17 protein-coding genes and 2 tRNA genes are annotated in these 19,284 nt (G+C 61.2%); 11 read left to right on the forward strand and 8 right to left on the reverse strand.

Annotated features, from left to right (window positions below; translation table 11 throughout):
- Positions 1 to 19: 19 nt before the first annotated feature.
- Positions 20 to 646, reverse strand: coding sequence for an alanyl-tRNA editing protein (locus ACZ445_RS09365; protein ID WP_179040961.1), 627 nt, complete (start codon positions 644 to 646; stop codon positions 20 to 22).
- A gap of 89 nt (positions 647 to 735) precedes the next feature.
- Here ACZ445_RS09365 and ACZ445_RS09370 point away from each other — a divergent pair, with 89 nt between their 5' ends.
- The gene (locus tag ACZ445_RS09370) at positions 736 to 1,704 is read left to right on the forward strand and encodes a LysR family transcriptional regulator (RefSeq protein WP_310862801.1); all 969 of its coding nucleotides are present in this window, start codon (positions 736 to 738) and stop codon (positions 1,702 to 1,704) included.
- A gap of 202 nt (positions 1,705 to 1,906) precedes the next feature.
- Here the strand turns inward: ACZ445_RS09370 and ACZ445_RS09375 are convergent, their stop codons facing one another.
- Positions 1,907 to 2,314, reverse strand: coding sequence for a PA2817 family protein (locus tag ACZ445_RS09375; protein ID WP_025858812.1), 408 nt, complete (start codon positions 2,312 to 2,314; stop codon positions 1,907 to 1,909).
- 233 nt (positions 2,315 to 2,547) lie between these two features.
- A complete protein-coding gene (locus ACZ445_RS09380; protein ID WP_310862802.1) occupies positions 2,548 to 4,995 on the reverse strand; it encodes an acyl-CoA dehydrogenase in 2,448 nt (815 codons plus the stop codon).
- Positions 4,996 to 5,153: 158 nt separating this feature from the next.
- Between ACZ445_RS09380 and ACZ445_RS09385 the strand changes: the two genes are divergently transcribed.
- The 4 genes from ACZ445_RS09385 to ACZ445_RS09400 all read left to right on the forward strand — a co-directional run bounded on the left by ACZ445_RS09385 (position 5,154) and on the right by ACZ445_RS09400 (position 8,331).
- Complete coding sequence (locus ACZ445_RS09385) at positions 5,154 to 5,813, forward strand: transglutaminase-like domain-containing protein (RefSeq protein WP_058427205.1); 660 nt, start codon at positions 5,154 to 5,156, stop codon at positions 5,811 to 5,813.
- A gap of 57 nt (positions 5,814 to 5,870) precedes the next feature.
- Positions 5,871 to 6,488 (forward strand): glutathione S-transferase family protein, encoded by a 618-nt coding sequence (locus ACZ445_RS09390; protein ID WP_179029816.1) that lies wholly within the window; start codon positions 5,871 to 5,873, stop codon positions 6,486 to 6,488.
- A gap of 134 nt (positions 6,489 to 6,622) precedes the next feature.
- Positions 6,623 to 7,555, forward strand: a complete 933-nt coding sequence (locus ACZ445_RS09395; RefSeq protein WP_058427204.1) for an ABC transporter ATP-binding protein — start codon at positions 6,623 to 6,625, stop codon at positions 7,553 to 7,555.
- Entirely contained in the window at positions 7,552 to 8,331 is a 780-nt protein-coding gene (locus ACZ445_RS09400; RefSeq protein ID WP_025858807.1) for an ABC transporter permease, read from the forward strand. Before ACZ445_RS09395 ends, ACZ445_RS09400 begins: the two co-directional genes overlap by 4 nt.
- Positions 8,332 to 8,389: 58 nt before the next feature.
- Here ACZ445_RS09400 and ACZ445_RS09405 read toward each other — a convergent pair whose 3' ends face one another.
- On the reverse strand, positions 8,390 to 8,929 hold the full coding sequence (locus ACZ445_RS09405; protein WP_179029817.1) for a TetR/AcrR family transcriptional regulator: 540 nt from the start codon (positions 8,927 to 8,929) through the stop codon (positions 8,390 to 8,392).
- A 91-nt stretch (positions 8,930 to 9,020) separates the two neighbouring features.
- Here ACZ445_RS09405 and ACZ445_RS09410 point away from each other — a divergent pair, with 91 nt between their 5' ends.
- The 4 genes from ACZ445_RS09410 to ACZ445_RS09425 all read left to right on the forward strand — a co-directional run bounded on the left by ACZ445_RS09410 (position 9,021) and on the right by ACZ445_RS09425 (position 13,752).
- Positions 9,021 to 10,214: an MFS transporter gene (locus tag ACZ445_RS09410; RefSeq protein ID WP_179029818.1), complete on the forward strand. Its 1,194-nt coding sequence runs from the start codon at positions 9,021 to 9,023 to the stop codon at positions 10,212 to 10,214.
- Between the two features lie 44 nt (positions 10,215 to 10,258).
- Positions 10,259 to 10,570 (forward strand): cupin domain-containing protein, encoded by a 312-nt coding sequence (locus ACZ445_RS09415; RefSeq protein WP_058427201.1) that lies wholly within the window; start codon positions 10,259 to 10,261, stop codon positions 10,568 to 10,570.
- Between the two features lie 107 nt (positions 10,571 to 10,677).
- Entirely contained in the window at positions 10,678 to 11,826 is a 1,149-nt protein-coding gene (locus ACZ445_RS09420) for a TDT family transporter (protein ID WP_058427200.1), read from the forward strand.
- 57 nt (positions 11,827 to 11,883) lie between these two features.
- Positions 11,884 to 13,752 (forward strand): MFS transporter, encoded by a 1,869-nt coding sequence (locus ACZ445_RS09425; protein ID WP_179040824.1) that lies wholly within the window; start codon positions 11,884 to 11,886, stop codon positions 13,750 to 13,752.
- Between the two features lie 109 nt (positions 13,753 to 13,861).
- On the opposite strand, the gene sugE is transcribed toward ACZ445_RS09425, so the two are convergent.
- The 3 genes from sugE to rdgC all read right to left on the reverse strand — a co-directional run bounded on the left by sugE (position 13,862) and on the right by rdgC (position 16,308).
- On the reverse strand, positions 13,862 to 14,176 hold the full coding sequence (sugE, locus tag ACZ445_RS09430) for a quaternary ammonium compound efflux SMR transporter SugE (RefSeq protein WP_058427198.1): 315 nt from the start codon (positions 14,174 to 14,176) through the stop codon (positions 13,862 to 13,864).
- Positions 14,177 to 14,281: 105 nt separating this feature from the next.
- Complete coding sequence (locus tag ACZ445_RS09435) at positions 14,282 to 15,247, reverse strand: bile acid:sodium symporter family protein (protein WP_179029820.1); 966 nt, start codon at positions 15,245 to 15,247, stop codon at positions 14,282 to 14,284.
- Between the two features lie 140 nt (positions 15,248 to 15,387).
- Complete coding sequence (gene rdgC / locus ACZ445_RS09440) at positions 15,388 to 16,308, reverse strand: recombination-associated protein RdgC (RefSeq protein ID WP_310862803.1); 921 nt, start codon at positions 16,306 to 16,308, stop codon at positions 15,388 to 15,390.
- Positions 16,309 to 16,467: 159 nt separating this feature from the next.
- On the opposite strand from rdgC, the gene ACZ445_RS09445 reads away from it, so the two are divergent.
- Positions 16,468 to 16,543 (forward strand) — tRNA-Val (locus tag ACZ445_RS09445).
- 19 nt (positions 16,544 to 16,562) lie between these two features.
- Positions 16,563 to 16,639: transfer RNA gene (locus tag ACZ445_RS09450), tRNA-Asp, on the forward strand.
- A 144-nt stretch (positions 16,640 to 16,783) separates the two neighbouring features.
- Here the strand turns inward: ACZ445_RS09450 and ACZ445_RS09455 are convergent.
- On the reverse strand, positions 16,784 to 19,216 hold the full coding sequence (locus ACZ445_RS09455; RefSeq protein ID WP_179030352.1) for a TonB-dependent siderophore receptor: 2,433 nt from the start codon (positions 19,214 to 19,216) through the stop codon (positions 16,784 to 16,786).
- Positions 19,217 to 19,284 lie beyond the last annotated feature (68 nt).

Here is a 19,284-nt window from a genome sequence, read left to right on the forward strand (position 1 = left end):
AAGGGTAAATGCGGCTGGTTCAGGTGATCTCGTAGCGCACCGACAACGCGCCCTTTTTCTCCGACAACGCCAGGATGGTGACCTGGCCCAGTTCACCCAAGGTCTGCACATGGGTACCGCCACAGGCATACGCAGGCAGTTCGCCAAAGCCGACTTCGCGGGTGCCGTCTTCCAGGTTCATATGGCGCGGGTAGTCCGCGGCGATCCATTGGTTGACCTGTTGCTGGATCGTCTCGGCGTCCATGCTCTGCGCGGCTTCACCACGGATAAAGGTGATCTTGCCTTCGCCTGGCCAGTGATGAGCCTTGATGGGCATCCAGCCCAGGGTCTCGCCCACGTTGCCGATCAAATGCCCGGCGGAATGCAAACGGGTGTGCAACGCCCGGCGCTGTTCGTCGACCCGTGCGGTGGCGGGGCCCGGCTCCAGCGGGCGGTCGACGTAGTGCACCACGCGATCGGCCTCTTGGATAACGCGCAGTACAGTGCTCTCGCCGAGCCAACCGGTATCGAAAGGTTGCCCGCCGCCCTGTGGATGAAAAATCGTCGACTGCAGGATGACCGCGAACTGGTCCTCATGGGGCGTGCAACTCAGCACCTCCAGTTCGGCAGTCAGGTGGTCGTGGGTGAAAAACAGGCGTTCGGTCATGATCTACATCCGCATCAGGGTTCTGCGGGCAGTATAAATAGTGCGCAGATGGGTGATAATCCGCTCAATTATCAATGGACCTGTGCACCATGAGCATCAATCTACCGTTGCCGCTGCTGGGCGAGATGGCGATTTTCGTCAAAGTGGTGGAAACCGGCAGCTTCTCCGAAGCCGCCCGGCAACTGGGCGCTTCACCGTCCTCGGTGAGCCGCAGCATCTCGCGCCTGGAAAAGGCCCTGGCCACGCGCTTGTTGCAACGCACTACACGCAAGTTACGCCTGAGCGAGGGCGGTGAAGAGGTGTTCAAGCGTTGCCAGGAGATGGTCAACGCGGCGCGTTCGGTGATGGAGATCAGCGGCCAGTTCACCCACGAGGCCGAAGGGCTGGTGCGGGTCAGCGTGCCCAAGGCGGTGGGGCGGTTTGTGGTGCACCCGCATATGCCGGAGTTCCTGCGGCGTTATCCCAAGGTCGACGTGCAGTTGATCCTGGAGGATCGGCAGGTGGACCTGATCGATGACAATGTCGACCTGAGCATCCGCATCACCGACAGCCCACCGCCCGGGTTGGTTGGCCGGCAGTTATTGCCCATCGAGCATTTGTTGTGCGCGACCCCGCAGTACCTGGCCGAGCACGGTACGCCGGGCCATCCCCATGATTTGTTGGAGCACAGTTGTATCTACCTGGGGGAAACGCCAGGGGACTCGCGCTGGAAATTCCGCCAGGCGGGCAAGGCAGTGACGGTGGCGGTGCGCGGGCGGTATGCGGCGAACCACACCGGGGTGCGGCTTGATGCGGTGTTGCAGCATGTGGGGATTGGCAGCCTGCCGTACTTTACGGCGCGCCATGCGCTGGAGGAGGGGCGTTTGGTGCAGGTGTTGCCGGCGTGGGACTTTATCGCGTCCTACCATGGCGAGGCGTGGTTGCTGCATTCGCCCACGCGCTATCTGCCGCCGAAGTTGCGGGTGTTTATTGATTATCTGGTGGAGTGCATGGCGCGCGAACCGACACTGCGCGTGGCGAGCGGGCTTGCCCCGCGTTGGGTTGCGAAGCGGCCCTGAGACAGGCAACCCAGATCTGACTGGAAGAACAAGATGCTGGCAATGGGGGGGGCTGCGCAGCAGCCCCAATAAGAGCACTGCAGTGTGCCAGACAGCTCCGGGGCTATGTTTTGGGGCTGCTTCGCAGCCCAACGCGGGGCAAGCCCGCTCGCCACAGTAAGCCCGTTCACCACAGTAAGCCAACCATGCGATGTTCTGTTGATCAGTGCTTGCTTTGGTCGTCGGGCATGGCCAGCAGCTGTTTTTCCTGGTTCCAGTCGAACGGTTCGTCGTTTTGTTCGGCTTCGAAGCGGCGCTCTTCCAGGGCCTGGTACAGGTCCAGTTCTTCATCGGGCATGAAGTGCAGGCAGTCACCGCCAAAGAACCACAGCAGGTCGCGTGGCACCAGGTGGGCAATCTGCGGGTAGCGCAGGATGACCTGGCTCATCAGGTCCTGGCCCAGGTACTGGCTTTCGATCGGGTCGATGGGCAGCAGGGCGCGCAATTCGTCGAAACGCTCCAGGAACAGCGTATGGCTTTCCTCGGGCACCTGTTCGGCTTCGCCGACGGCAACCAGGATGCTGCGCAAGTGGTCGAGCAAGACGAGATGATCGGCAACGACGTTGGACACGAGATAAGTCCTCTAAAGCAAAAACGGGCGCGAGAGTATATAGCTCGGTGCCCTGCCTCACAAATACGATTCATTTTGACGAGTGGCTGTTGTTGTCAGGCAAGGCGCCGCGACGACTCATAGCTCGGCTATGGGGAGGAGCGGCAACGCAGCGTGGCGACAACAGACGCCGTCAAAATGGATCAGTATTTGTGAGGCAGGGCACTTTGCCCGCATTTATATGACCGCTCGCCTCAGCGGACTTTACCCTCAACCTGGGTCAGCTCTTCCTTGCTGAAGTCATCCACGTCGATCACCTTGCGCCGCGCCGCTTCGGCGTCACGCAGGGTCTGCGCTTCAGCCGGTTGCAGCACCCCGGCGTGCAGTGCCGCATCAATCGCATGCTCGCCGGCCGCAGGTTTGACCTGGCCGCTCTTGAGCGCGGTGTGCAGTTTCTTCTGCAGCGGATGGCTGGCGCCGAGCAGGTCGTAGGCATGTTGCAGGGCGCCCACTGGATCTTCCGCCGATTGCGGGCGGTAGCAGCCGGCCAGCAATTCTTCCAGGGTCGGGTCGCCTTTGGCACGGCCGATCACCGCTGCCACTTCAGCGTCCAGCGCATCGGACGGGCCGGTATGGCGACGCCCGAACGGGAACACGATCACCCGCAGCAGGCAGCCCAGCACCTTGTTCGGGAAGTTGCTCAGCAGCTCATCCAGTGCGCGCTCCGATTCGCCCAGGCTTTCTTCCATGGCCCAGGCGAACAGCGGTTGCAGGTGGTCCGGCGAATCCAGGTCGTGGTAACGCTTCAGTGCGGCCGACGCCAGGTACATATGACTCAACACATCACCCAGGCGCGCCGACAGGCGTTCACGACGCTTCAACTCGCCACCCAGCAGCATCATGCTCAGGTCGGCCAGCAGCGCGAACGCGGCGGCCTGGCGGTTGAGTGCCCGGAAATAACCCTGGCTCAAACGGTTGCCTGGCGCTTTTTCGAAATGGCCTACGCCGAGGTTGAGCACCAGGGTGCTGGCGGCGTTGCTCACGGCAAAACCGATGTGTTGCATCAGCAGGCCGTCGAATTCCTTCAGCGCCTGGTCATGGTCTTCGCGACCGGCCAGGGCCATTTCCTTGAGCACGAACGGATGGCAGCGGATCGCACCCTGGCCGAAGATCATCAGGTTGCGCGACAGGATATTCGCGCCTTCCACGGTGATGAAGATCGGCGCGCCTTGCCAGTTGCGCCCCAGGTAGTTGTTGGGGCCCATGATGATGCCCTTGCCGCCGTGCACGTCCATGGCGTGGCTGATGCACTCGCGGCCGCGCTCGGTGAGGTGGTACTTGAGGATCGCCGAGAGCACCGAGGGTTTTTCCCCCAGGTCCACGGCATTCGCGGTGAGCATGCGTGCGCTGTCCATCAGCCAGGCGTTGCCGCCGATGCGGGCGAGGGCTTCCTGGATGCCTTCGAAGGCCGACAGTGGCACGTTGAATTGTTCGCGCACCTGGGCGTACTGGCCGGTGACCAGGCTGGTGAACTTGGCCGCGCCGGTGCCGACCGCCGGCAGGGAAATCGAACGGCCCACGGAGAGGCAGTTCATCAACATCATCCAACCCTTGCCGAGCATCTCCTGGCCGCCGATCAGGAATTCCAGAGGAATGAACACATCCTTGCCGGAGTTGGGACCGTTCATGAACGCGGCGCCCAGGGGCAGGTGGCGCCGGCCGATTTCCACCCCAGGGGTGTCAGTGGGGATCAGCGCCAGGCTGATGCCCAGGTCTTCCTCGTCACCCAGCAGGTGATCCGGGTCATGGGCCTTGAAGGCCAGCCCGAGCAGGGTCGCGACCGGGCCGAGGGTGATGTAGCGTTTTTCCCAGTTCAGGCGCAGGCCGAGGGTTTCCTTGCCTTCCCATTCACCTTTGCAGATCACGCCGGTGTCGGGCATCGCGCCAGCATCGGAGCCGGCCAGCGGGCCAGTCAACGCGAAGCACGGGATATCATCGCCACGCGCCAGGCGCGGCAAGTAATGGTTGCGTTGTTCTTCGGTGCCGTAGTGCAGCAGCAGCTCGGCCGGGCCGAGGGAGTTGGGCACCATCACGGTGGAGGCCAGGTCGCCACTGCGGGTGGCGAGCTTCATCGCGACCTGGGAGTGGGCATAGGCGGAGAAGCCCTTGCCGCCGTATTCCTTGGGAATGATCAGGGCGAAGAAACTGTGGGTCTTGATGTGTTCCCAGGCGGCGGGCGGCAGGTCCATGGCCTGGCCGATTTCCCAGTCGCTGACCATGGCGCACAGTTCTTCGGTGGGACCGTCGATAAAGGCCTGTTCTTCTTCGGTCAGTTGGGCCTTGGGGTAGGCCAGCAACTTGTCCCAGTCGGGGCGACCGCTGAACAGCTCGCCGTCCCACCACACGGTGCCGGCGTCGATGGCATCGCGCTCGGTTTCGGACATGGGCGGCAGGACTTTCTGGAACCAATTGAACAGTGGCTTGGTGAAGTATTGGCGGCGCAGGTCGGGCAACAGCAGGGGCGCGGCCACCACGGCGATCAACACCCAGAAGATCAGCAGCAGCCAACCCGGTGCGTGGCTCCAGGCGCCCATCGCCAGCAGGTAGACGGCGACCACGCCCAGGGCGGGCAGGGGGGCGACGCGGCGGTGTGCGAGGTAGGCAATGCCGACCACCAGCACCAGTATCCACAACAACAGCATATTCAATCCTCCGTGAAACCAGGGGCGAAACCACCAGGGAGCTTAGTCGGCATCCGAACAAGCGGGGTGATCAGGGTGTAACGAGATTTGGCCGATTCGTCGTTATCGCCGTGGCAGACCTGTCGTTAAACTCCAGGCTTCCTTCGGAGATAAAGCTCATGGATACGTACCTGAGTCCCAGCCGCTTCATCGATAGTGACCACCCTGCGGTGGTGGAGTTCGCCGAAAAACATCGCGGAACCCACGCGGCTCCAAGTGACCAGGCAGTCAGCCTTTATTACGCCGTGCGTGAGACGATTCGCTACAACCCCTACACCTTCAGCCGTGATCCAGACACCTTGAGTGCCAGCTTTGCGTTGAGCACCGGCGAAAGCTACTGCGTGCCCAAGGCCACCTTGCTCGCGGCCTGCGCCCGGCACTGCGGCATCCCGGCGCGCATCGGCTTGGCGGATGTACGCAATCATTTGTCGACGCCGCGCCTGATCGCCTTGCTCAAGAGTGATGTGTTCGCCATGCACGGTTACACCGAGCTTTACCTGAACCATCGCTGGGTCAAGGCCACGCCCGCATTCAACCAGCAGCTGTGCGATCTCTTCGATGTGCCGCCGCTGGACTTCGATGGCATTCACGACAGCGTCTTCCATGCGTTCAACCGTCAGGGCCTGCGCTCGATGGAGTATGTGGTCGACCATGGGCAATTTCCCGACGTGCCCGAGGCGTTTTTCTTCGCGCATATCCAGCAGTGTTACCCCCACCTGTTTGCCGAGGAAATGCCGCCCCTGCTGGGTGATATGCAGAGCGATTTGAGCCGCGCGTGAACCGGCGTATGCTGCTGCCTTCATCAAGCCATGTTCATCAACAATAAAGGCGCGGTCATGCTGAAGATCTGGGGTCGTAAAAATTCATCAAACGTCAGGAAGGCACTGTGGTGCGCCGAGGAACTCGGCCTGGACTATGAAGCAATTGATGCGGGCGGGGCTTTTGGCGTGGTCGACACGCCGCAGTACCGCGCGCTGAACCCCAACGGTCGGGTGCCGATGATCGAGGACGGCGACTTTGTGCTGTGGGAGTCCAACACCATCGTGCGCTACCTCTGCGCCAGGCAGGCCTCCAGCTGGTACCCGAGCGACCTGAAGGCTCGCGCCAATGCGGAAAAGTGGATGGACTGGACCACCTCCACCTTCGCCGAACCGTTCAAGATCGTGTTCTGGGGCGTGTTGCGCACCCCGGCGGAAAAACAGAACTGGGACAACATCCACGCCGGTCGCCAGGCCTGCATCGATGTACTCCAAACCGTTGATCAAGCCCTGGCCACACAGCCGTATCTGTCGGGCAGCGAGATCGGCATGGGCGATATTCCGTTGGGCAGCTTTATCTACGCCTGGTTTGAAATGCCTATCGAACGGCCTGCGATGCCCCATCTGGAGGCCTGGTACCAGCGCCTGCAGCAGCGCCCGGCCTACCGCAAAGCGGTCATGACCGCGTTGACTTAATACCCACTATTAATACGGGTGACTGTACTTGTGCGGCGCGGGCAAGCACCATGCTTGTCATGCGCCGCCGTTGAACTACCTGGGCTGCGCCCCCATCTACTCTTTCTATTCCCTTCTTTGGTGCGTATTCCGATATGAGTTCCGCTCTGTCCATCCGGCAGCTAACCAAAACCTACGGCAACGGTTTCCAGGCCCTGAGTGGTATCGATCTGGACGTTGCCGAAGGTGACTTCTTCGCCTTGCTCGGCCCCAACGGTGCCGGCAAATCCACCACCATCGGTATCCTCTCCACCCTGGTCAACAAGACCAGCGGCACGGTGAATATCTTCGGCCACGACCTGGACAAATCCCCGGCGGCGCTCAAGCGCTCCATCGGCGTGGTGCCCCAGGAATTCAACTTCAACCAGTTCGAAAAGACCTTCGATATCGTGGTGACCCAGGCGGGCTACTACGGCATCCCGGCGAAAATCGCCAAGGAACGCGCCGAGCAGTACCTGACCCAGCTGGGCCTGTGGGACAAGCGCGATGTGCCTTCGCGTTCACTCTCCGGTGGCATGAAGCGTCGCCTGATGATCGCCCGCGCACTGGTGCATGAACCGCGCTTGCTGATCCTCGATGAGCCCACCGCGGGCGTGGACATCGAGCTGCGCCGTTCAATGTGGACCTTCCTCACCGAGCTGAACGAGAAGGGCATCACCATCATCCTCACCACCCATTACCTGGAAGAGGCTGAGCAACTGTGCCGCAACATCGGCATCATCGACCACGGCACCATCGTCGAGAACACCAGCATGCGCAACCTGCTGGGCCAGCTGCATGTGGAGACCTTCCTGCTCGACCTGAAGAACAACCTGTCGGTAGCGCCACAGTTGCTCGGCTACCCGAGCCGCCTGGTGGACAGCCACACCCTGGAAGTGCAGGTGGACAAGGCCGTGGGCATCACCGCGTTGTTCACGCAGTTGGCGACCCAGAACATCGAAGTACTGAGCCTGCGTAATAAAACCAATCGCCTTGAGGAGCTGTTCGTGTCCCTGGTGGAGAAAAATCTGACGAAGGTGGCGGTATGAGTTCCGAACTGCAACCCAACCTTGTCGCACTGCAAACCATCGTCTACCGCGAAGTGAAGCGCTTTACCCGGATCTGGCCGCAGACCCTGCTGCCGCCGGCGATCACTATGGTCCTTTACTTCGTGATCTTCGGGAACCTGATCGGCCGGCAGATCGGCGACATGGGTGGCTTCACCTACATGGAGTACATCGTGCCGGGCCTGATCATGATGTCGGTGATCACCAACTCCTACGGCAACGTGGTCTCGAGTTTTTTCGGCAGCAAGTTCCAGCGTTCCATCGAGGAACTGATGGTGTCGCCGGTGTCGCCCCATACCATCCTGATCGGCTACACCCTGGGCGGCGTGCTGCGGGGCCTGATGGTCGGCGTGATCGTGACTTTGCTGTCGCTGTTCTTCACCCACCTGCAGGTGCATCACCTTGGGGTCACCATCCTGGTGGTGGTACTGACGGCGACGATCTTCTCGCTGCTGGGCTTCATCAACGCGGTGTTTGCGCGCAACTTCGATGATATCTCGATCATCCCGACCTTCGTGCTCACGCCGCTGACCTACCTGGGCGGGGTGTTCTACTCCATCACCTTGCTGCCGCCGTTCTGGCAGACCGTGTCGCTGGCCAACCCGGTGCTGCACATGGTCAACGCCTTCCGCTACGGCATTTTGGGTGTGTCGGATATCAAGATCAGCGTGGCGATCACGTTCATGTTGATTGCCACCGTGGTGCTGTATATCGGTTGTGCACGGTTGCTGGTGAGTGGGCGCGGGATGCGTACGTAAACGCGGTCAAAAATGTGGGAGGGGGCTTGCCCCCTCCCACATTTGTATTTGAGTAATGTCAGGCTTTCAGTGCCAGCTCGATCAGACGGTGCAGCTCTTCAACCGTCAGCGGCGCGTTCGAGAACAGAATGCGAAACACCGTCGGCGCTGCGATCAGGTTGATCAGATGGTCCACGTTCGGTGGCATCTCGTCCGGATAGCGCTCGATAATCGCCTGGAACTGCCCGCTCAGAATGCTCACGCAGTACCCCGGCGTGATCAAGCACTGCAAGTCGCGCATCATGTTGCGACCCGGTTCCGAACTCATTTCATCCAGGTACTGCTCGGCCCAGGCCTGCAGGTCGCCGCGCAGGCTGCCGGTGTTGGCCGGCTCGCTGTCGGGGCGCATGCGTGCCAGTGCCACGTCCGCCAACAGCACGGACAGATCGCCCCAGCGTCGGTAGATGGTGGAGGGCGTAACCCCCGCGCGCGCCGCAATCATCGGCACGGTGACGCTGGAGCGCTCATGGGCTTCCAGCAGTTCGCGCACAGCGTTATGCACTGATTCTTGGACCCGGGCACTGCGGCCCCCCGGGCGAAGGCCTTCTTTAATCGCCATGCTGGTGACCTTAACACAAAGAATTTGCTTTAAGCGCTGGCCGGTAGCACACTCTGCAAAAGCAAAATATTAGCTTTAGTGGAGCGTGCGTATGTCCAGTCCTGTTTCTCATCGTTCCAGCCTGGTGTTCCTCGCGATCACCTTGCTGACCTTCCTGGCCGCTTCGAGTGCGCCGACGCCGTTGTACCACCTGTATCAGGAGGGCCTGCATTTTTCGGCAGGCATGCTCACGCTGATCTTCGGGGTCTACGCCCTGAGCCTGCTGGCGGCACTGCTGACCGTCGGCTCATTGTCGGACCATCTGGGGCGCAAGCCGGTGATTTTTGCTGCGCTGCTTCTGAATATGTTGGCGATGTTGCTGTTTATCAATGAAGGCAGCGTGGCCTGGTTGATTGCCGCCCGTACCCTGCAAGGGTTTGCCACCGGCATGGCCACCGCCGTGCTGGGCGCGGCATTGCTCGACACCGACCGCCAGCAGGGCCCGCTGGTCAACAGCGTGGCGCCGCTTCTGGGCATGGCCTGCGGGGCGATGGGCAGCAGTCTGCTGGTGGAGTATGCGCCGTTGCCGACCCAGTTGATCTACTGGGCGCTGCTGGCTTTGATGCTGTTGCAGGCCCTCTACGTATGGCGTTTGCCGGAGACAGTGAGCCGCATCCCCGGTGCACTGGCGTCGCTGCGCCCGACGTTGCACGTACCGCCCCAGGCGCGCCGGGCGTTGTGGCTGTCGTTGCCGGTGGATATCGCCGTCTGGGCAATGGGCGGGTTCTATTTATCCCTTGCGCCATCGTTGGTGCGTGCGGCCACCGGCTCCACCTCCAACCTGATCGGTGGCGGCCTGGTGGCCGTGCTGACCCTGAGCGGCGCGCTGATGATCTTTACCCTGCGCAATCGTGCGGCCAACAAGGTGCTGCGTCTGGGCGCCGGCTTGCTCGCCATCGGTGTGACGCTGATCCTCACCGCCGTGCACAGCGCCAGCCTGCCACTGTTCTTCATCGCCACCCTGATCGCCGGCAGCGGCTTCGGTGCGGGCTTTCTCGGCGCCTTGCGCAGTGTGGTGCCACTGGCCTTGCCCCATGAGCGAGCGGGGCTGATGTCGGCGTTCTATGTGCTGAGCTACCTGGCGTTCTGCTTGCCTTCGTTGTTGGCGGGCAATCTGATTCGCAGCTTTGGCCTGATCGCCACCACCGACGGCTACGGCGCAGTCCTCATCCTGCTGGCCCTCGGTGCGTTGGTTGCGTTGCTGCTGCAGGATTCGGCGCGGGTGAGGGCGACGACCGGCGGCTGATGGGTAATAATCGGTGCCCGTATTCGCCTGATCGAGATTCAAGTATGAAGATCATCCGCAGCAAGGACTTCACCGGCAGTCGCGCTTGGGAGGCGCTGGATATTGCCAACATGAATGGCATCACCACGCGCCTGCACTGGACCGACCAGCCGTACCGCTGGCACATCAATGACGGTGAAGAAGTATTTGTGGTGCTGGATGGTCGCGTGCAGATGCACTACCGCGACAATGGTTTCGAACAGGTGGCGGAGCTGGAAGTCGGCGACATCTTCTACGCCAGTGTCGGCACCGAGCACGTGGCCCATCCCCAAGGCCCGGCGCGCATTCTGGTGATCGAATGCGAAGGCAGCGTTTGACGCTATATCGGCAAAACAGATAACAGTTAGAGATATTACCCGTTATATAGATATTCGATCAGGTTCTATGATGGCCTCAACCTCATACGAGAAAGAGGAGCGTCATCATGCCCTGCTCGAATACCCTCAGCTACAAACCCTTCAGTCACCTGGCCCGTCCACGGGAAGTGATTCGCCAGTTCACCCCCAACTGGTTTGCCGCGACCATGGGCACCGGCGTGCTGGCGCTGGCCCTGGCGCAACTGCCGGTCAACCTGCCAGGTTTGCACGCCATCGCCGAAGCGCTGTGGTTTTTTACCATCGGCCTGTTTGTGTTGTTCAGCGTGCTGTATGCGGCGCGTTGGGTGATGTTTTTCCACGAGGCGCGGCGGATTTTCGGGCACTCCACGGTGTCGATGTTCTTCGGCACGATTCCCATGGGCCTTGCGACGATTCTCAATGGCTTGCTGCTGTTCGGGCTGCCGCGTTGGGGCAGCGACGTGATACCGCTGGCCGAGGCCTTGTGGTGGCTGGACGTGGCCATGGCCCTGGCCTGTGGCGTGCTCATCCCGTTCATGATGTTTACCCGCCAGGAACACAGCATCGACCAGATGACCGCCGTGTGGCTGTTGCCCGTGGTCGCCGCCGAAGTCGCCGCCGCCAGCGGTGGCCTGCTGGCGCCGCACCTGGCAGACGCGCATTCGCAACTGGTGATGCTGGTGACCAGCTACGTGCTCTGGGCGTTTTCGCTGCCGGTGGCGTTCAGCATCCTGACCATCCTGATGCTGCGCATGGCGTTGCACAAACTGCCCCACGCCAATATGGCCGCGTCGAGCTGGCTGGCCCTGGGGCCTATCGGCACCGGTGCACTGGGCATGTTGCTGCTGGGCGGCGATGCGCCGGCGATCTTTGCGGCCAATGGCTTGCCGGGCGTGGGTGACATGGCCAACGGCCTGGGGCTGGTGGCCGGTATCACGCTGTGGGGCTTCGGCCTGTGGTGGATGCTCATCGCAGTGTTGATCACCTTGCGCTACTTGCGCGCGGGTATCCCGTTCAACCTGGGCTGGTGGGGCTTTACCTTTCCGTTGGGGGTGTACGCGCTGGCCACGTTGAAGTTGGCGAGTCTGCTGAACCTGGGTTTCTTCAGCGTCTTCGGCAGTGTGTTGGTGGTGGCGTTGGCGCTGATGTGGCTGATCGTTGCCAAGCGCACGGTGCAGGGCGCCTATAAAGGTGAGCTTTTTGTTTCACCGTGCATTGCGGGACTAGGGAATAAGTAAGCGGAGTTAGGTAAAGTCGTGGCCTGATAACTATTAGGCCACGCAGGAACACGGACGATGAGCCACCCCTCGCAATTCACCTTGCTGCGCACACGGCGTTTCCTGCCGTTTTTCATCACTCAGTTGCTGGGCGCGTTCAACGACAACATCTTCAAGCAATCGCTGATCCTCGCCATTCTCTACAAGCTCACCATCGACGGCGACCGTTCCATCTGGGTCAACCTCTGCGCCTTGCTGTTTATCCTGCCGTTCTTTCTGTTCTCGGCGCTGGCCGGGCAGTTTGGTGAGAAATTCAACAAGGACGCGTTGATCCGCGCAATCAAGATCGGCGAGATCGTGATCATGGCCGTGGGCGCCACTGGCTTCCTGACCAACCATCTGGAATTGATGCTGCTGGCGCTGTTTGCCATGGGGACCCACTCGGCGCTGTTCGGCCCGGTGAAGTACTCGATCATGCCCCAGGCCCTGCATGAAGATGAGCTGGTGGGCGGCAACGGCCTGGTGGAAATGGGCACGTTCCTGGCGATCCTGGCCGGCACCATTGGCGCCGGAATCATGATGTCGTCCACCCATTACGCGCCGGTGGTGGCAGTGGCGATTGTCGGCGTGGCGGTGTTGGGTTACCTGGCCAGTCGCAGTATTCCCCGTGCCGCCGCGTCGACCCCGGGGCTGCGCCTGAACTGGAACATCTTCAGCGAATCCTGGGCCACCCTGCGCCTGGGCCTGGGGCAGACGCCGGCCGTGTCGCGATCCATTGTCGGTAACTCGTGGTTCTGGTTTGTCGGTGCGATCTACCTGACGCAAATCCCGGCCTACGCCAAGGAATGGTTGTACGGCGACGAGACCGTGGTGACGCTGATCCTCACCGTGTTCTCGGTAGGTATTGCCCTGGGCTCGATGCTTTGCGAAAAGCTTTCCGGGCGCAAGGTGGAAATCGGCCTGGTGCCGTTCGGTTCATTCGGCCTGACCGTGTTCGGCCTGTTGCTGTGGTGGCACTCCGGCGGTTTCCCGCAGAACGTGCAGGCCAATGACTGGCTCGCCGTGCTCAGCTACGGCCAGGCCTGGTGGGTGCTGTTCGATATCCTTGGCCTGGGCGTGTTCGGCGGCTTCTATATCGTGCCGCTGTACGCGTTGATCCAGTCGCGCACCGCCGAGAACGAACGCGCGCGCGTCATCGCGGCCAACAACATTCTCAATGCGCTGTTCATGGTGGTCTCGGCGATCGTGTCGATCCTGCTGCTGAGCGTGGCCAAGCTGTCGATTCCCGAGCTGTTCCTGGTGGTGTCGTTGCTCAACGTCGCGGTCAACGCCTACATCTTCAAGATCGTCCCCGAGTTCACCATGCGTTTCATGATCTGGCTGCTCAGCCATTCCATGTACCGCGTGGAGCATCGCAACCTGGAGGTGATTCCGGACGAAGGCGCGGCGTTGCTGGTGTGCAACCATGTGTCGTTCGTCGATGCGCTGTTGATCGGCGGCGCGGTGCGTCGGCCGATTCGCTTTGTCATGTACTACAAGATCTACCGCTTGCCGGTGCTCAACTTTATCTTCCGTACCGCCGGGGCGATTCCGATTGCGGGGCGTCACGAAGATATCCAGATCTACGAAAAGGCCTTCACACGCATTGCGCAGTACCTGAAGGAAGGGGAATTGGTGTGCATCTTCCCCGAAGGCAAGTTGACCGCCGATGGCGAGATGAACGAATTCCGCGGTGGCGTGACGCGCATTCTGGAAGAGACGGCGGTGCCGGTGATTCCGATGGCGTTGCAGGGGTTGTGGGGGAGTTTCTTCAGCCGCGATCCGAACAAGGGGTTTTTCCATCGGATCTGGTCGCGGGTGGTGTTGGTGGCGGGGGAGCCGGTGGAGGGACCGACGCCTGCGAGGTTGCAAGAGGTGGTCGGTGGGTTGCGGGGGAGTGTCAGGTAGTTTTGGTTTTGGCTGTACCGGCCCTATCGGGGGCAAGCCCCCTCCCACCTTTGATATGTGAACACAGTCAAAATGTGGGAGGCGGCTTGCCCCCGATTGCGGTAGTGGCTCAGGTGCTGAGCTTGAGGCCGATAAGCCCGCAGATGATCAACGCCACACTGGCCAAGCGGAACAGCGCCATGGACTCGCCAAACAGGATAATCCCCGCAATCACGGTGCCCACGGCACCCACACCGGTCCAGATGGCATAGGCGGTGCCCAGCGGCAGTTCCTTCATGGCCAGCCCCAGCAGACCCAGGCTGACGGCCATGGCGGCGATTGTCAGGGCGGTGGGCAGTGGCTTGCTGAAACCGTCGGTGTACTTCAGGCCGACGGCCCAGCCGACTTCAAACAGACCCGCAAAAAACAGAATGACCCAGGACATGATGACCTCCTAACGATAGGTGGGGTCGTCCCCGGATTAGGCGCTTGAAGCGTCGCGAGGTCGTCCCCGCGAAGCTCGGTAGAGTGCCGAAAAGTGCCCGGCTGATCAAGTTTGCGGGGTGTTCTCCAGCACGCGGCGGTCTTCCTTCTCGCTCATGCGGCGGAAGTAGGTCGACAGCAATGCGCCGGAAATATTGTGCCAGACGCTGAACAGTGCGCTCGGCACCGCCGCCAACGGCGAAAAGTGCGCACTGGCCAGTGCAGCACCCAGCCCGGAGTTCTGCATGCCCACTTCCAGCGCCAGCGATTTGCGTTGTGCCAATGGCAACTTGAACACGCGGCCGGTGAAGTAACCCAGCAGATAACCGAAGCTGTTGTGCAGCATTACCACGGCCATGATCAGCAGGCCCGACTCGGCGATCTTCGCCTGGCTGGCGGCCACCACCGCCGCGACGATGATCACGATGCTCACCACCGACACCAGTGGCAGCACATCCACCGCATGGCGGACCCGATCACCGAGCACACGTTGCGCCAGTACGCCGAGCACGATCGGCAACAGCACCACCTGCAGGATCGACCAGAACAACTCCATGAACGACACCGGCAGCCAGGCCGAGGCCAGCAGCCAGATCAGCGCCGGGGTGAGCAGTGGGGCGAGGAGGGTGGTGACGGCGGCGATGGCCACCGACAACGCCAGGTCACCACGGGCCAGCCAGGTCATCACGTTGGACGACGTGCCGCTCGGGCAGCAGCCAACCAGGATCACGCCGACGGCAATTTCCGGCGGCAGGTGGAAAGCCTGGCACAGCAGCCACGCCACACCCGGCATGATCACAAAGTGCGCGACCACGCCCAGGGCCACGCGCCAGGGATGGCGGGCGACCTCGGCGAAGTCATCGAGTTTGAGGGTCAGCCCCATGCCGAACATCACCAGGCCCAGCAGGGGCACGATGGCGCTTTTCAGGCCGATGAACCAGCCCGGTTCCAGGAAGGCGACGACGGCGAAAATCAACACCCAGTAGGCGAAGGTGTTGCCGACGAAGCGGCTCAAGGCGGCGAGTGCGCGCATGGGGGGTGTCCTTTGTTGTTGGATTGAATCAAATGTGGGAGGGGGCTTGCTCCCGATTGCAGTCTGTCAGTCATAGGTGTTTTAACTGACAGAACGCTATCGGGAGCAAGCCCCCTCCCACATTTTGAATGTCACATGGCTTAGATGCCCTGCGGGGTTTCTTCGCCGCCGAGTGCTTCAACCAGCGCCGGGATGAAATCGCCGAACGTCAGCATCATCAGGGTGAAGCTCGCGTCCAGTTGGCCCAGGGCTTCTTCGCCGCCGTCCTGTTCCGCCTGGTCTTGCAGCAGGTCTTCGAACTTCAGGCGCTTGACGGTCATCTTGTCGTCGAGCATGAAGGACAGCTTGTCCTGCCAGGCCAGGGCCAGTTGGGTCACGACTTTGCCGGTGGTCAGGTGCAGCTGGATCTCTTCGCCGGTCAGGTCCTGGCGCTTGCAGCGCACGATGCCGCCGTCTTCGTGGGTGTCGCGCAGTTCGCATTCGTCGAGGACGAAGAAGTCATCGGCGGGCTTCTGGGTGGTGACCCAGTCGGTCATGATCGCAGTCGGTGCCGTCTTCACGGTCAGCGGACGCACCGGCAGGGTGCCGATCACTTCACGCAGGGTCGACAGCAGGTCTTCGGCGCGTTTCGGGCTGGCGGAGTTGACCAGGATCAGCCCCTGTTTCGGCGCGATGGCGGCGAAGGTCGACGAGCGACGGATAAAGGCGCGGGGCAGGAAAGCCTGGATGATTTCATCCTTGATCTGGTCGCGTTCCTTCTTGTAGACCTTGCGCATTTGCTCGGCCTCGATCTCTTCGACTTTCTCTTTAAGTGCGTCACGCACCACGCTGCCCGGCAGGATGCGTTCTTCCTTGCGCGCGGCGATCAGCAGGAAGTCACCGCTGACGTGAACCAGGGGAGCGTCTTCACCTTTACCAAACGGCGCGACGAAACCGTAAGTGGTCAACTCCTGGCTGGCACAAGGGCGCGCCAGCTTGGTGGCCATGGCCGCTTCCAACGCCTCGGCATCAACAGGCAGATCTTGGGTCAGGCGATAGATAAGCAGGTTCTTGAACCACATGGGGTGAGTCTCTCCTTTATACAAAGGGGGGCATTATTCTCTTGATAACGTCCCAGGCCAACCCTGCCTAAGCCATTGGAAGCTATCAAAAAAAAGATTTAAGAAAGTGCTTGCCAGACTTAAGGTCGCTCCGTAGAATGCGCGCCACACCGAAACGAAGGGTGATTAGCTCAGCTGGGAGAGCGTCTGCCTTACAAGCAGAATGTCGGCGGTTCGATCCCGTCATCACCCACCATTCGCTTCATGTGTTACGCGCAGCGGTAGTTCAGTCGGTTAGAATACCGGCCTGTCACGCCGGGGGTCGCGGGTTCGAGTCCCGTCCGCTGCGCCATATTCGGTAATCTGGAACGCTGAACGCCAGGTCACCACAGGAAGCCCGCTCATCGAGCGGGCTTTTTGCTGTCTGGGGTTTGTAAAACCGAAAAAAAACGCCGCCGATCATTTCCGATGATCGGCGGCGTTTTTTATTGGACGATCAGAAATCCCAGCGGGTGCTGACCATGAAGTTGCGCGGCTCGCCGTAAGCGGCGGAGTTATAAAAGCCGATGTTGGTGTAGTAGTACTTGTCGAACAGGTTGTTGACGTTCAGCGTCGCCGACAGGTTTTTGCTGATCTGATACTTGGTCATCAGGTCCACCAGCCAATAGGCCTCCTGGGAAAATTCCTCATACCCGCCATGGGGGGTGTTGTAGATGTCCTGCCAGCCCACGCTTTGCCAGCGTACGCCACCGCCCACGGTCAACTTGTCCAGGTTGCCCTTGAGTTTGTAGGTGGTGTAGAGCTTGACCTGATCTTCAGGTTCAAAGGTGGAGATCTTCACGTCCTTGTCATCGCGCACCACTTTGTGGGTGTAGCCGGCCTGGAGTTGCCAGCCGGGGGCGATTTCGCCGGACATCTCCAGCTCATACCCTTTGGTCACCGCCTTGCTGCTCTTGTAGGCATAGTTGTTGGGGATTGGCGTCTGGTTGTTGTACGCGTCATCCGAGAGCGCGCGGTTGGATTCGTGGATTTCAAAGTACGCCGCGCTGGCGTTCACCCGACCGTCGAGGAAGTCGGCCTTCACGCCCAGTTCCCAGTTCTGGCCTTCATCCGGTTCCAGCAGCTTGTTGTCGCGGTCGCGGTTGTAGTTTTCCTGCGGCATGAAGATATCGGTGTAGCTGGCGTAGACCGAGTACGTGTCGTTGAGGTCGTAAACGGCGCCGATGTACGGTACGAAACGCCCCGATTCACGGTAGTTAGGGTTGTAGCCCGTAACCTGGTAATTGACCACGCGTCCGCCCAGCAGCAGTTTGAGGTCGTCGGCCAAATTCAGGCGTGTGGTCACATAGGCGCCGGTCTGGCGCACGGTGTCGTCGGTCAGCGATTGTGCCTTGCCCCAGTCCGGTATTGCGGCGTGGCCGCGCCAGTTATTGAAGTCGACGATATTCGGGGAGAGGTTCCAGTAGCCTTTGCCTTTCCATTCCGAAGCGCTGATGGAGCCGCCCAGCACCAATTCATGCTCGCGACCGCCCAGGCTGAACGGGCCGCTCACATACAGGTCGGCGGAATCGCTGACGGTTTCCCCGGTGTACTTGCCCGACGTGAGTTGCGCGGTGCCGTCCGGCTGCGGCTGGTCGCCCTGGATCGAGCCCATCAACGCGTGGTAGCCGTTGATCTTGTGGTCCAGTTGCAGCTTGGTGACCCAGCCATTGCCCAGGTCGTGTTCAAGCATGGCAAACACGGTGCGGGTGTACTGTTCCCAACTGCTCCAGTCGGCGGCGTTGTTGAACGAGCGCTTGACGCTGTTGCGCTCGCCTTTGGAGTTGATCAGCGGGAAGCTGCCCGACCAGGAGGAGCCTTTTGGCAAGGTGTCCTGGTAGTCGCCGCCTACGGTCAGCAGGGTGTCGGGTGACAGATCGAACTCCATGATGCCGTAGTACACCGGGCTCTGGCGCGAGTAGTGATCCATGAACGAATGCTTGTCCTGATACGCCGCCACCGCCCGGCCACGTACATTGCCGCTTTCGGTCATCGGGCCGCTGACATCCAGCTCGCTGCGGTAGTTGTCCCACGAACCGGCGCCGACGGTCGCGTGGCCCTGGAAGTCGGCGGTGGGCTTCTTACGTACCAGGTTGATCGTCGCGCCCAGCGAGCCTGCGCCGGTGAGCAGGCCGGTAGCACCCTTGAGCACTTCGACACGGTCGTAGATGGCCATGTCGCTCAGGGTATTGCCCGCCGAGTAGGCGACGTTGCGCGCCGTGGACGGAATGCCGTCGTACTGGAAGTTGTTAATGGAAAAGCCCCGGGCATAGTAGTTGGAGCGCTCGGAGTCGAAGGCAGAAACGGTGATGCCGGGTGTGTGGCGCATCACGTCATCGACGTTGTTCAGGCCGAAATCATCCATGTGCTGGCGGGTCACCACGCTGACCGACTGCGGCGTTTCCTTCGGCGTCAGCACCAGGCGGGTCGAGGTCGCGATAGTGCCGGGGGTGTAGGAACCGGTGCCTTCAGTGACGTTCCCCAATTGGTTGACGGTGACGGCGGTGGGGCTCAGTTCCAGGGGGCCGCTGTCGGCAACGGGCGCGGGCTGCAGCGCGTAACCCTGGGCACCTTTCACCGCGCGATAGCCGCTGCCTTGCAGCAGCCGGTCAAACCCGCCCTGGATGTCGTAGTTGCCTTTCAGGCCTGGGCCCTTGAGGCCTTCCAGCTCATGGGACTGGAACACAATGGCCACGCCGGCCTGTTGGGCAAAGCGGTTGAGCGAACTGCCCAGCGGCCCGGCTGGAATGTCATAGGTGCGGGCGGCGACGCTGACGGCATCGGCCTGGGCCAGGCCGATGTGCAGCGTGGTGGCGGTGAGCATGGCCAGGGACAGCGGCGCGCTCTTCAGTAGCCGAAAGCGCCCGCGTGGGTAGGAAGGGGTGTGCATGGTGAAGGCAGTCCTTTATGTGTCGAATTACCTTCCTTGACGGGCAGTCTCGAAAAAACCGGAAGCAA

The sequence above is a fragment of the Pseudomonas allii genome (genome assembly GCF_055380095.1).

Bases quoted from the DNA above. Each gene is read 5' to 3' on its own strand.
- rdgC (WP_310862803.1), bottom strand. From the start codon at position 16,308: ATGTGGTTCAAGAACCTGCTTATCTATCGCCTGACCCAAGATCTGCCT.
- ACZ445_RS09380 (WP_310862802.1), bottom strand. From the start codon at position 4,995: ATGCTGTTGTTGTGGATACTGGTGCTGGTGGTCGGCATTGCCTACCTC.
- ACZ445_RS09425 (WP_179040824.1), top strand. From the start codon at position 11,884: ATGAGCCACCCCTCGCAATTCACCTTGCTGCGCACACGGCGTTTCCTG.
- ACZ445_RS09435 (WP_179029820.1), bottom strand. From the start codon at position 15,247: ATGCGCGCACTCGCCGCCTTGAGCCGCTTCGTCGGCAACACCTTCGCC.
- ACZ445_RS09390 (WP_179029816.1), top strand. From the start codon at position 5,871: ATGCTGAAGATCTGGGGTCGTAAAAATTCATCAAACGTCAGGAAGGCA.
- ACZ445_RS09370 (WP_310862801.1), top strand. From the start codon at position 736: ATGAGCATCAATCTACCGTTGCCGCTGCTGGGCGAGATGGCGATTTTC.
- ACZ445_RS09385 (WP_058427205.1), top strand. From the start codon at position 5,154: ATGGATACGTACCTGAGTCCCAGCCGCTTCATCGATAGTGACCACCCT.
- ACZ445_RS09415 (WP_058427201.1), top strand. From the start codon at position 10,259: ATGAAGATCATCCGCAGCAAGGACTTCACCGGCAGTCGCGCTTGGGAG.
- ACZ445_RS09455 (WP_179030352.1), bottom strand. From the start codon at position 19,216: ATGCACACCCCTTCCTACCCACGCGGGCGCTTTCGGCTACTGAAGAGC.
- ACZ445_RS09365 (WP_179040961.1), bottom strand. From the start codon at position 646: ATGACCGAACGCCTGTTTTTCACCCACGACCACCTGACTGCCGAACTG.
- ACZ445_RS09400 (WP_025858807.1), top strand. From the start codon at position 7,552: ATGAGTTCCGAACTGCAACCCAACCTTGTCGCACTGCAAACCATCGTC.
- ACZ445_RS09405 (WP_179029817.1), bottom strand. From the start codon at position 8,929: ATGGCGATTAAAGAAGGCCTTCGCCCGGGGGGCCGCAGTGCCCGGGTC.
- ACZ445_RS09420 (WP_058427200.1), top strand. From the start codon at position 10,678: ATGCCCTGCTCGAATACCCTCAGCTACAAACCCTTCAGTCACCTGGCC.
- sugE (WP_058427198.1), bottom strand. From the start codon at position 14,176: ATGTCCTGGGTCATTCTGTTTTTTGCGGGTCTGTTTGAAGTCGGCTGG.
- ACZ445_RS09395 (WP_058427204.1), top strand. From the start codon at position 6,623: ATGAGTTCCGCTCTGTCCATCCGGCAGCTAACCAAAACCTACGGCAAC.
- ACZ445_RS09410 (WP_179029818.1), top strand. From the start codon at position 9,021: ATGTCCAGTCCTGTTTCTCATCGTTCCAGCCTGGTGTTCCTCGCGATC.